General features: G+C 37.0%; 12 protein-coding genes. 2 read left to right on the top strand and 10 right to left on the bottom strand.

All coding sequences use genetic code 11. The features are described 5' to 3' along the window. Positions 1–216: 216 nt before the first annotated feature. Together C8N46_RS18040 and C8N46_RS18045 are read left to right on the top strand one after the other, a co-directional pair. Complete coding sequence (locus C8N46_RS18040) at positions 217–1,521, top strand: AMP-binding protein (protein WP_108116510.1); 1,305 nt, start codon at positions 217–219, stop codon at positions 1,519–1,521. A gap of 1 nt (position 1,522) precedes the next feature. After that, the gene (locus C8N46_RS18045; protein ID WP_108116511.1) at positions 1,523–2,521 is read left to right on the top strand and encodes an LLM class flavin-dependent oxidoreductase; all 999 of its coding nucleotides are present in this window, start codon (positions 1,523–1,525) and stop codon (positions 2,519–2,521) included. 131 nt (positions 2,522–2,652) lie between these two features. On the opposite strand, the gene C8N46_RS20660 is transcribed toward C8N46_RS18045, so the two are convergent. The 10 genes from C8N46_RS20660 to C8N46_RS18090 all read right to left on the bottom strand — a co-directional run bounded on the left by C8N46_RS20660 (position 2,653) and on the right by C8N46_RS18090 (position 12,213). Beyond that, complete coding sequence (locus C8N46_RS20660) at positions 2,653–2,817, bottom strand: hypothetical protein (protein ID WP_158269198.1); 165 nt, start codon at positions 2,815–2,817, stop codon at positions 2,653–2,655. A gap of 611 nt (positions 2,818–3,428) precedes the next feature. After that, positions 3,429–5,360: a membrane protein insertase YidC gene (yidC, locus tag C8N46_RS18050; RefSeq protein WP_108116512.1), complete on the bottom strand. Its 1,932-nt coding sequence runs from the start codon at positions 5,358–5,360 to the stop codon at positions 3,429–3,431. Between the two features lie 102 nt (positions 5,361–5,462). Continuing rightward, complete coding sequence (locus tag C8N46_RS18055) at positions 5,463–7,097, bottom strand: CTP synthase (RefSeq protein WP_108116513.1); 1,635 nt, start codon at positions 7,095–7,097, stop codon at positions 5,463–5,465. Between the two features lie 367 nt (positions 7,098–7,464). Next, positions 7,465–7,821: a hypothetical protein gene (locus C8N46_RS18060; protein ID WP_108116514.1), complete on the bottom strand. Its 357-nt coding sequence runs from the start codon at positions 7,819–7,821 to the stop codon at positions 7,465–7,467. A 19-nt stretch (positions 7,822–7,840) separates the two neighbouring features. Further along, complete coding sequence (locus tag C8N46_RS18065; RefSeq protein WP_108116515.1) at positions 7,841–8,305, bottom strand: hypothetical protein; 465 nt, start codon at positions 8,303–8,305, stop codon at positions 7,841–7,843. Positions 8,306–8,324: 19 nt separating this feature from the next. Beyond that, positions 8,325–8,921 carry an N-acetylmuramoyl-L-alanine amidase gene (locus tag C8N46_RS18070; protein ID WP_108116516.1) on the bottom strand — a complete coding sequence of 199 codons (597 nt, stop codon included), beginning with the start codon at positions 8,919–8,921 and terminating at the stop codon, positions 8,325–8,327. A 156-nt stretch (positions 8,922–9,077) separates the two neighbouring features. Beyond that, positions 9,078–9,323 (bottom strand): DUF3820 family protein, encoded by a 246-nt coding sequence (locus C8N46_RS18075; RefSeq protein ID WP_108116517.1) that lies wholly within the window; start codon positions 9,321–9,323, stop codon positions 9,078–9,080. Further along, positions 9,316–9,861 carry a DUF922 domain-containing protein gene (locus C8N46_RS18080; RefSeq protein ID WP_158269199.1) on the bottom strand — a complete coding sequence of 182 codons (546 nt, stop codon included), beginning with the start codon at positions 9,859–9,861 and terminating at the stop codon, positions 9,316–9,318. The genes C8N46_RS18075 and C8N46_RS18080 overlap by 8 nt, the downstream gene beginning before the upstream one ends. A 9-nt stretch (positions 9,862–9,870) precedes the next feature. After that, a complete protein-coding gene (locus tag C8N46_RS18085; RefSeq protein ID WP_108116519.1) occupies positions 9,871–10,272 on the bottom strand; it encodes an OsmC family protein in 402 nt (133 codons plus the stop codon). A 12-nt stretch (positions 10,273–10,284) separates the two neighbouring features. Continuing rightward, positions 10,285–12,213, bottom strand: a complete 1,929-nt coding sequence (locus tag C8N46_RS18090; protein ID WP_158269200.1) for a LysM peptidoglycan-binding domain-containing protein — start codon at positions 12,211–12,213, stop codon at positions 10,285–10,287. Positions 12,214–12,221 lie beyond the last annotated feature (8 nt).

Consider the following 12,221-nt stretch of genomic DNA (forward strand, 5'->3'; position numbering starts at 1 on the left):
CAATTAACTAATCTTATTTGTTATTGTTTTTTAAAATTAAACCTAACGTATGCATAACAGGAACTTTTTAGTACAACTTCCTATTATTTTCCATAAATGTAAAACAAAACTCATACATACGCAATGTGGGTTTCCGTAAAACCATGCTGCTCAAACTGAATTTGAGTTTGTGAAACCAATCCTTTTCCCTACTTTTAAATCAAAAGAAAACCATTCGTGCAACTTGAAACGCTTTTACAGAATAGAAATCCAAACACTGTCTACATACAAACAGAAAAAGCCGCGTATACATACTCAGAATTATCAGTGTTTGCGACTGCTTTTCAACACGCGTTTTTAAAAGATTCGAAGGAAATTATTGCTCTAAAAATACAAGATCAAGCATTGTTGGCGTTTTGTATTTGGGCATGTATTCAGCAGGAGCAGTCGTTTGTGTTGTTGCCGTTTCAAACAACTCCGACATTAGAGAAAACATTGCTTTCAAAGGCTTCGTGCGATTTGGTGATTACTTCCAACGAAAATCATACTGAGGAGTTGAGCGTTGCCCATTTGACTTCTTATCGTATCAAAGTACAGTCTGAAAAAACAACAAACGAACACATTCCTAAGGTTGGTTTTATGTCTAGCGGCACGACAGGAACACCGAAACTAATTTGGAATACCTTTGCACAACTAGAAACGAGTTTGGCGTGTATTTATAAAGAAAATTTGATGCCGTATTGCCAACAGCAACAGGTATTAATTTCTCCATTTTTGACACATTCCTACGGATTTAGTGCTTTTCTAGAATATACGATGGGAAATAGTACCATTTTTCTCCCAAGTGAAGCGTCGTTTGCAGGCTTGTTTCGATTGTTAGCCAAAAAAGAAATACAATCACAAATTACCGCCATAGAAGGTGTTCCGTATTTTTATAAACAGTTGTTGGTATTGCAAAAAAAGATACATTTTTCAAGTTTGCAACACATCGGTTTTGGAGGCGACTTTGTACACGATGTGCTTTTGCAATCGCTTCATAAAATATATCCAAACGCTTCGTTTTCTGTACGCTACGGAATTTCTGAAATTCCTTCGGTGATTGCGTTGAATACGTTTACAACACCTACTGAAAACAGTAATTCCTATCAAATATTACCGTGTTATTCTGTAATGATTGACGAGGAGATTGTAGTGCATTCTCAAGACAGTCAAGCATCAATTTATACTGGCGATATTGGGCGTATCAACCACAACCGATTGTTTATTGAAGGTCGGAAAGCCTCTTTTTTGAAAGTAAAAGGCTATAAAGTATCACCCAATTTTGTGGAAAACGCGCTTATTTCTTCCGAAATGGTAACCGAAGTGAACGTTTTTATAAAGAATGATGCGTTGGTAGCGGAAGTAATTCCGTTGCCGAACTTTGATAAAATGCGCTTGAAAATCTATCTTACCAACAAACTTCCATCGTATGCGATTCCTGATGTGATTAAAGAAGTAGAAACGATGGAACGAACCCACACAGGAAAAATAAGGAGACAATAACATGAGTGTACTAATTTTTAATCTTTTGGGCATTTCGCGCGATGCTATTTTTGAAGAAAAGGTGTCGTTTGCAAGCTATTTGACCGATTTTATTGAACAAACCAATGCTTCTAATTTTGCAGGAACCTTGTTGCCCGAATCGATTGAAGGACCTATCAATCCGTGGTTTTTTGCACAAGAAATGTTGTCAAAATCGACCAAACTTCCTTTTATTGCTATCAATCCATGCTTTGTGCATCCGTTGTATGTGGTGCGAAACTTGTACAATCTTTCCACGCTGTATCAACGACCGATGTACCTCAACTTTATCACGGGCGGTTCTGCGGTAGATTCGGCAAAGATTGCTGATCATTTGTCAAAAGCAGCAAAGTATCAACGTTTGGAAGAATTCATCACGATTGTGCAAGAGTTGTTGACCGCTAATGAAAACGAAACCTATTCTTTTAAAGGAGATTTTTACACTTTAGACCAAATCGTTTTTAAAGGTTCGTTGCCCACAGCATTACAACCGATACTACACATTGCAGGAAGTTCTGAATTCGCCCAACGATTGATTCAAAAAAAGCAACTCACACAATTAAAAATGGGCGAACCGTTGTCTAAGCTTTCTTTAAACAACACTCAAAAAATCAGTTATCATTTTGGCATTATTGCAAGAAAAACTACTTCGGAAGCAACGGAAGTGTTGCAGTCTTTTAGTAAAGCCGATAGAAAACGAAGTATTTTGCAACAAATATCTATAAAGCAATCGCAATCGGTTTGGAAGCAAAACATTTACGAACGTTATAAAAATTCTTCGAGCGATTTTGTATATAATTTACAACCGTTTATCAATGGCTACACCGATGTTCCGTATTTGGTAGGCAGTTATGACGAAGTTGCCAACTATATTCAAACGTATATTGATAAAGGTATAGAAAGCGTGATTGTGGAAATTCCATCTACGGGACATGCTGAAATCCCAGAAATTCAGAAAGTATTGCAACAACTGATTTTATAGAACATTACAGAGAAAATTGAGCGCATAAAAAATGTTTGTACAAAATACTGAACGTATTCCATACAAACATTTTTCAGTTCAATTCTACAATAAAAATTGACTACTATTTATACATTCTAATGGTAAGAATATTATGCTCTTGTAGGAGAGATTGGAACCTTATGATCGCAACAGCTACACGTTGGATCGTCACAATCAGCTACTTTATGGTTTAAGTTTAAGTCACCTTTAAATCCACCTAAAAGTGTTTCTTTTTCGTGAACTTTTAAAACTTTTATTTTCTTATTTTTTTTCATATCTGCTAGTTTTAAAGTAATTATGATACAATATAATCATTATTTTGACACTATACGAGTTTTGAAGAATTTTTTATGATTTTGATGTAGAAATTGCTTCACTACTTTGTTGGGTGTTGGGTTTATTATAATTCCTTTGAAACGTCTTTGCGAGGAAGCATGACGAATCATAGTTTTTTTTTATAAAAATTTCTTGTTTTTGCTATAGAAATTGAAGTGAAGGTTTGGGTTTTCCGATTGTTTAATTCACGTTTTTTCGATATTTTCTAAACATTAAACCGAGTGAATTTGTATCGAGATTTGCTCAATTTCGGTAGATTTCAATTTTCTCCGCTAGTTTTATTTTTTCCTGCGGTGCTTTCATCTGTTTTCTGCTTTGCTTTTACTCAGTTCCTCCGCTACTTTTGGTCATTTCCTAAGGAGGTTTTGCTTGTTTCCTGCGGTGCTTTTTTTTGAAATCTTCATAAGAAAAATGCACCAAAGAAAAAGCTCCTCAATCTGAGAAGCTTTTTGTATGATTAAAAATATTTTTCTTAATTTTTGCTTTAGCCAGAAAAAGTCTAAAAGTGCAACGCGCGGTCTAACCTCTATGAGCGAAGCAGTCTAAAGAATTATTTCTTTTTCGCGTTTGCCTTTTTCTGCGCTTCGGCTTGCTCCATCATTTCCTGCATTTTCTTTTGGAAACGATTCTGCTTTTTCGGCTTCTTTTTGTTTTCTTCTATTTGTGCGTGAATTTTGTCTTCATCAATGATGTATTTCTTGATCACTAACATGATTCCAATCGTAATTAAGTTGGAAATGAAATAGTATAAACTCAATCCACTCGCGTAGTTGTTGAAGAATAATAACATTAGTAATGGAGAGAAATACATCATGTATTTCATCATTTTACTCATGTCTGGCATGCCTTCTTGCGGTTGCTGCATCGAACTCATTTGCTGACCTGTGGTCATTCTCATGTAGAAGAAAATAGCAATGGATGCTAAAATCGGGAATAAACTTACGTGATCTCCGTATAGCGGAATGCTAAAGCCTTCTGGAAATTTATAGATGGTATCGTACGATGATAAATCGTCTGCCCACAAGAAACTTTTTTGACGCAATTCAAACGCCGATGGGAAGAACATGAATAAGGCATAGAACACCGGAATTTGTAACAACGCTGGAATACAACCTGCCATTGGACTTACGCCTGCTTTGCTGTATAACTTCATCGTTTCTTGCTGCTTCTTCATAGCATCGTCCTTGTACTTTTGGTTGATTTCGTTGATTTCTGGACGAATTACTTTCATCTTCGCTTGCGATAAGTACGATTTGTACGTGATTGGCGATAGTAACAATCGAACCATAATCGTCATCACAATAATCGCGATTCCCGCAGGTAAGAACATACTTAGCAATCCAAATAACGGAATTAAGAAGTAACGGTTAATCCAACCAAAAATTCCCCAACCTAATGGTACAATTTCATCTAAGTTTCTATCGTATGCTGACAAGGTTTCATAGTCCGTTGGACCGTGATACATGTTCATTGCGTAGTTTAACTCGCCTCCATTTAATTCTAAAGGAATGGTAGAACTAAAGTTTTTTAAGAATTCAACATCCTTTTCAGGCATTTCACTATCTACAATGTTTTCAGAAGTCAAATTGGCTCTTCTAAAAGGTGTGTCTGTCAGTAAAATAGATGAAAAGAAGTGTTGTTTGTAACCAATCCACGTAACACCTTTTGGATTTTCTTCATCTTCCATTTGCCCCAAATAGCTATCTTTTCCGTCTTCATATTCGTAATGCACATCGGTATAACGATTTTCATAGGTAACACTTTTCGCATGGCGGAAACTTTTTAACTTCCACTCCATGTTGATTGGTTGACTTGCATTGATTGCACCATTTAATCCTTGCGAACGCACGGTGAAATCCATCATATAATCATCTTTCAACTCGTACACGTACTCCAAAAATTTATTTGGCGCTATTTTGAGCTTCATGGAAAGCGTTTTGGTATCTCCATTTTCAGAATAGGTTGGCTCAAACGGTAATTCTTTGGTGTTGATAACACGATTGTCTGCCGTGGTCAAGTTTAATCCGAACGAAGCATTTCCATCTTTGATTAAATATACTGGAAGTGAATCGTAGGTTTTTAGCTCTTTAAACTCACCTTTTACCAATTGCCCTTTGACGCGTGCTTCTATAATTTGTCCACCTTTGTTGCTTATTTTTAAGGATAGCAATTGGTTTTCAATGGTTGTGGTGCCGTTCATGTCTACTTTTCCAGCATTGAAACCAAATGCGCCCGTAGCGTTTTTGTATTTTGCCACTTGTGTGGAATCGGTCAAATCTAAGGTTGTAGTTTCGAGAACCGTATTTGTTTTTGTTGCCGTACTATCTGCAACTTGTGTAGTTTTGTTTTTTTCTGCGGCAGCTTTTTTCGCAGCTTCTTCTTCTTCAGGTGTAGGTTTCATGGTATTTAACCAAAAAACTCCAATCAACGCTATTATAGCAATTCCTATTAGTTGTTTGTAATCAAACTTGTTTTCTTCCATTAAGTATGTAATTTATATGAATCTTTTGCAAGATTCCAATCTATTTGTAATAGACTGCTTTTTTGAAGGTATGTTACTCAAAAAAGCATCCGTTTTTCATTTTTATGCCATACTGACATTTTGTTTTTTTTCTGAATAATCAAACGCCGCTTTTACAAACGCTACAAATAACGGATGCGGATTGGCAACCGTACTTTTGTATTCAGGATGGTATTGTACACCTACAAACCAAGGATGCGATGGCAATTCTACAATTTCTACCAAGCCTGTTTTTGGGTTGAGTCCCGTAGCAACTAAACCAGCGTTTTCTATACGTTCTTTATAATCGTTGTTAAATTCATAGCGATGGCGATGACGTTCTAAAATCATTGATTTTTCGTAAATGTCATGCACCTTGCTTCCTTCTTTCAGTTCGCATTCCCACGCGCCTAAACGCATCGTTCCACCTTTGTTTTGAACATTTTTTTGTTCTTCCATCAAACTGATGACAGGACTTGCCGTATTTGGATTCATTTCTGTAGAATTGGCACTGTTTAGGCCTAAGACATTTCGTGAAAACTCGATGACTGCCATTTGCATTCCTAAGCAAATTCCCAGAAATGGTACGTTGTGTTCGCGTGCGTATTGTACCGCTCTGATTTTTCCTTCAATGCCACGATCACCAAAGCCTGGTGCTACCAAAATACCGTCTAAGTTTTTAAACTTTTCTACAATGGTTTTTTCGGCAATATGCTCGGAGTGAATGGACTCCACATTGACTTTAATTTCGTTTTCCGCTCCAGCGTGAATAAAAGCTTCTAGAATAGATTTGTACGAATCTTGCAATTCCACATATTTACCAACCAATCCAATCGTGACTTCACTTTTCGGATTTTTAAGTTTGGTTAAGAATTTATTCCAACGTGTTAAATCGGGCAATTCTTCGTCCACAAGGTTGAGCTTGTTCAATACTACTTTGTCCAATCCTTCTTGCAACATCAAGTTTGGTACATCGTAAATCGTTTCGGCATCAATGGATTGAATAACCGCTTCACGCTTCACGTTACAGAATAATGCCAATTTGTGACGCAATTCTTCCGAAAGTTCATGTTCCGTTCTGCAAACCAATACATCCGCTTTGATTCCGCTTTCCATCAAGGTTTTTACAGAATGCTGTGTTGGTTTTGTCTTTAATTCGCCTGCGGCAGATAAGTACGGCACTAAGGTTAAGTGAATGACCATTCCGTTGCCTTCTCCCAATTCCCACAGTAATTGACGAACCGATTCAATGTATGGCAATGATTCTATATCTCCGACTGTTCCGCCGATTTCCGTGATGACGATGTCATAATCGCCCGAATTTCCTAGAATCTGAATGCGTTCTTTGATTTCGTTGGTGATGTGTGGAATGACTTGAACTGTTTTTCCTAAAAATTCACCTCTACGTTCTTTTTCAATTACACTTTGGTAGATGCGACCTGTAGTGACATTATTTGCTTGCGAGGTTGGCACATTTAGGAAACGTTCGTAGTGTCCTAAATCCAAATCTGTTTCTGCGCCGTCGTCCGTTACATAACATTCGCCATGTTCGTACGGATTGAGCGTTCCAGGATCGACATTGATATACGGATCCAGTTTTTGAATCGTAGTTCGGTAACCTCTTGCTTGGAGTAGTTTTGCGAGTGAAGCCGCAATGATTCCTTTTCCCAAAGAAGACGTCACACCGCCTGTAACAAATATGTATTTGGTGTTTGCCATTAGTGTGATGATGTTGTTGTGTTGTTGTTGTATTCGGCGGCAAAAGTACAAAGAAGAATTTATAATTACTAAAGGTTGAATACCTATTTTTCAAGTGTATTCAACCTTTGCGTTTTTTCTGATAAAACTGATTATCAGTGTAGTATGTTTGTTGTAATCAGATACGTTTCTGTTCAATAGAATCTCGACTACGCTCGATTTGACAAATTGGTAGCTTTAGACAGCTATGAATTAGAGTCAAGATTCTAGAATCAGGAGTCAGGATTCAAGAGTCAGGAGTCAAGAGTCAAGAGCTAAGAGCTAAGAGCTAAGAGCTAAGATAAAACTAATTCCTAAAACCTAAAACCCAACACCTAACACCCAAAACCTAAACCGTAGCTTCATTATCATCGTCCTTATTTGGCTTTACAAAACCAATTGCTGTTTCGATTACTGTATCGAGAATGCTGTTTTTCAAATGTCCGAGTTTGATTTTGGAAACGCCTGCTGCGTATAATCCTTTCAGTACAACTAAATCTTTTTGACTTTCTACCAACCATTTGTAATCACTCACAGTGATGTTTCCTTCGGCGAGTAAGGTAGTCCAGCGTTCGAGTTTTTCTTTGGATGCGTTTAGAAAAGCTTGCACATCTTTTTTTGATTCGTCTTTTAATTCGTCAAATTTAGAACCCATTAAGCTTAATAGGTTTCCTTTGAGTTCTTTTAATAATTCTTTGAAGTCCATTTCGTGTGTTGTTAAGTCGTTATTGAATTCCTAGCATCGCTTTGAGTCGCTTCTCGGCAGCTGGATCTTTTTTTCCTTCGTATTGTAAAATCATGTCCAACGCTTCTACTACTTGCCCTTTGGCTTCTGTAATGAAGAAGCTTGAAAGTGTTCCTTGGTCTTTCCAGCGTTTTAAAAATCCTGCAATGAAGTTTTTTTCAGGATTTGCCATCATTTTCCACATCGCATAACTGATTTGATTGTCGGGTTTGTTTTTTTCGTATTCTACCATTTTGTCAAGTTCTGATTGAAAGTTTTCAATGGCTTCCGATTGCGATGCATACGACATGGTTGCTTTGTCCATAATACGTTGAGCATCTACTTTAATTTCTGTGCCTTTTTGATACGAATATTGATCAAAAGCCGCCGTACGGAGCGACGCACATGAGGTAAGTAAGAGAAACGCTAGTGCGCTAACATACGTTGCATAAAAACGTGTTTTCATAATGTAAGTTGGTATAAAATTAGAATAATTCGTGTTGTACTCTTTTGATAGCATCTACGTGATAGCGAATGATTTTTTCGCGTCCTTCTCGCGTCATTAAGAGGGTTTTACATTCTTCTTCATTGTCCATAAAGAAGTTTTCCGTCAAAATGGCTGGCATTTTTGTGTTTTTTAACACATAAAAGTTTTTTTCTTTGTCTAAATCGCCATCCGAGAAATCGGTTCGCAGTCTTCTGTCGGGAAAAACACGTTTGTATTCTTCTCCAAAAACCGTCGCAATTTTGTCACTTTTGGTATTGTTGACTGATGTAAATATTTCACTTCCATGTCCACCACCCGCATTGGAATGCACACTGATGTAGAAACAGTTTCTAGAACCATATCTGTTGGCTCTGCGAACACGTGTTTCTAAAGTAACATCTCTATATTCAGGTGCGATATTGTCATACGGAATACGTAACGCGGTTAATTCTTCAATGATTCCATTCACAATGGCGCGATTAAATTCACCTTCAAATAGTTGCGAACCATCGTTCCAAATTGGGGAGCGTTTTCCGGGTGTTTGATAGGTTCCGTTGATGAGTCCACCGTGTCCGTTGTCTAGTAATACGATCATTTTTAACGTCTTGAATTGTGCATTAAATTAGTAATTCAGCAAAATTTCAATTGGGTATTTAGGAGATTTTTAAAGATACGTATTGCTTTTTTTATGGAAAGGGTTTTTTTCCCCTTTTTTTGTAGTTGCAGTTGTAAGATAGGCTTTTTTTAATAATCACTTTTCAAACTGCCGCTGAATATTCCGAATCATCGGTTCTAAACCATTAATTTTGATATCAAACATCTGTTGCAATTGTTGCCCGAGTTTGCCTTTGGGAAAGCCTTTTTGCTGAAACCAAACATAGTATGCCTCAGGAATATCTACCAAGTATCGATCTTTGTATTTCCCAAACGGCATTTTGGCGTGTGCCAATTCAATGAGGAGTTTTTGTTGGGTTGCTTTATCAGGAAAGTCAGTCATTTTCGTTCGGCAATCGTTGGTAGTTTTCGTATTTTTTGAGTTCTCTAGCAATGAGTTTTTGCCATTTGACTTGTCCCGCATAATCTCGAGAATAGTCCGAACCTTCATCATACGCTTCTTGCATTTCGCGCAGTTCTTTGTTGACTTGGTCGTAAATTTTTGAGATTTTTTGACGAATGTTGTTTTTAGTAAAGTTCGCTTGTTTTAGTCGCTTGCGTAGTTTTCGTGCGTGCAATTCGGAAATGTCAAAATGTAATTGTTCGTGACCTAATACCGTATCATTGACGCTTTCTTTTAGATACCAAGATTCTTGCGGATAAAACTGCGCCATGACTTTGGTTTCGTATTCTATTTTGTCACTGTTAGAATAGGTTTTTAAACTCAAACCATACGTAATTCCAGAAGCGGTAATCGCTACTGCATCCGAATCATAATCGGGTGTACCTTCAAAGTTTCCCCAATGCAGTTTTTGATGTGGCGACCACGTAATGGTTTCGTCACTTTGAACGAACAAAAGAATACATAGTATGCCAATCAATTTATACATTTATTTCCAGTGAAATTCGACTATTTTTTCAATATCAGGATGCAAACTGTAATGAACAGGACAGGTGTTTGCAGTGTTTTCTAGTATTTTTTTTGTTTTTTCATCCGCTTCAAACGGCAAATGTAATTGTACTTCTATCTTGGAAATACGTCTCGGATTGGAAGCCATCGTTTTGGTGACTTCTGCCGTTGTGTTTACCATATTTACGCCCAATTGTTCCGCTTTGATGCCCATAACAGTCAACATGCAACTTGCGAGTCCTGTCGCAACCGTATCTGTAGGAGAAAACGCTTCACCTTTGCCATTATTGTCCGTTGGCGCATCTGTAATGAATTCATTTCCAGATTTGATATGTGTAGAAACCGTTCTTAGATTTCCTGTGTAGGTCACTTTTGAAGTCATGTGTGTTGCGTTTTATTTTGCTTCTTTAATTTCCAATCCGTCATACTTTACAATATAAACACCTTCATTAAAAAAGCCGCCCAATAATTTTTTTCGGTAATCAAATTTATTTTCTACATAGCTCGTTTCAATGCCTGTTCGAACACTTTTTGCTAAGTTTTGATCGTAGAGCAATCGCACTAAAACATCAAACGTAACGTCAAATCCGCGCGTGGCAATTCGGCTTGGCGAAATACCATACTCCGCTTCGTATTTTTTTACAAATTTATTGTTTAAAGACGAAGGTTTGTCGATTGACGGATAGTGAAAACTAAGATTTGCCAAGTGACTGTGATAAATATTATCGCTGTTATCGTAGCTGTCATCTTTGTTGGTTGTTAACAATACGATTTTGTATTTTTCTTTGGCGGCGTACGAGTTTAAGACGGACGTTGCATTGGCTATTAAATTTAATTCGTCAGATTCTAGAATTACCCAATTTACCACATCTTCTCGCAAGTGTGGAAGAATGAGCGTTGGTTTGATGTAATTTCCTTCTTCCGGATTGAACATTTTATGATTAGGAAAGATGGATTGTAATTTCGCTTTTATCGCTGTTTTGTCTTTGTCTGCAATGATAATTACATTTTTATCTTGTCCATTTTTTTTCATGAACTCCAGCATTTTTCCCTCTAACAGTTCTTTGTCTGGAATACTTTGATACACATTTCTGTGATCTACTTTTTTACTGGTTAATGGAGAAATGACAGGAATTCCGTCAGATTTCAACTCAGAAGCCACAATATTGACGTTGCCATCTAAAAAAGGGCCAATTACGGCATGTACATCCGAAAAATCATTGTCATAAATTGCAGAACGTGTTGTGGAAGCACTTCCGCCGTTGTCTATCACTTTTACATTTACTGAAAAGCCTAAGCTTTTGATAGAATCCAACGCCATGAGCGAACCTGTGTAGAAGTCAGTTGCATAACTTAACAAGCGATCTTTTTGCAGTTTTTCTTTGGTTTGACTGATGGAATCCATGTTGATTTCGTTCAACTTGAACGGCAACATGAGCACAATATTGGATACGTTTTCAGGATTGGCGTTTTCTAAAAAGTTGAACTTATCCACAATTACCGCATCTACTACATCAATATTTTCTTCTTCCGTTTTAGCAAGTGGCAATTTTAAGACCATTCCTGCTTTTAAACCATCTTTCAAGGCTGGATTTAGCAAAACCAACTCTTCTTCCGTCACGTTTAGTTTTCGCGTGAGCGAATACATCGTCTGTTTCGGCTTAACATCATAAAACACATAGTTTTCAGTGCTGGCTACTTTCGGTTTTTTGGAACGAATCGGTAATTTAATTTCTTGTCCAATTTGCAAACCATCTTTGATTTCTGGGTTGATGTCTTCCAATTCATCAATGGTAAGTCCATAACTATGCGCAATTCCCCATTTGGTTTCTTTCGCTTTTACTTTGTAAATTTCAAACGAAGTTTCCTCGTTGTCTTTTTCATCTTTTGTATTCGTTTCAACGGTTTCTGTAGTTTCTTTTGGCTTTTTATTGAATTGTGGAATGGCGATTCGATCACCTTTTTTTAAGCCTTCTTTTGCAACATTTTCGTTGTATTTTAGAATATCTTCTTGCGAAATGCCATATTTTTTAGCGATACCATATAAGGTTTCTTTACGCTTTACTTTATGATTGATAAAGGTAACATCGGTATTTGAAGTAGTTTTTAAAGATTTTGAAGGAATGACCAACATGCTGTTTTTGCGCACGCCGTTTCTTGCTTCAGGATTGAGTTTAAGAATATCATCCACACTTACATCGTATTGTTTTGCAATACTTTCTACCGTTTCTCCTCTAGATACTTTATGGTTTTTGTACGATTGTGCTGTAGCAGAACAACCTGACATTAGTATCACTAAAAAAAATCCTAAAAGCTTTTTCATTCTATAAT

Source organism: Kordia periserrulae (genome assembly GCF_003054265.1).
Lineage (GTDB): Bacteria > Bacteroidota > Bacteroidia > Flavobacteriales > Flavobacteriaceae > Kordia > Kordia periserrulae.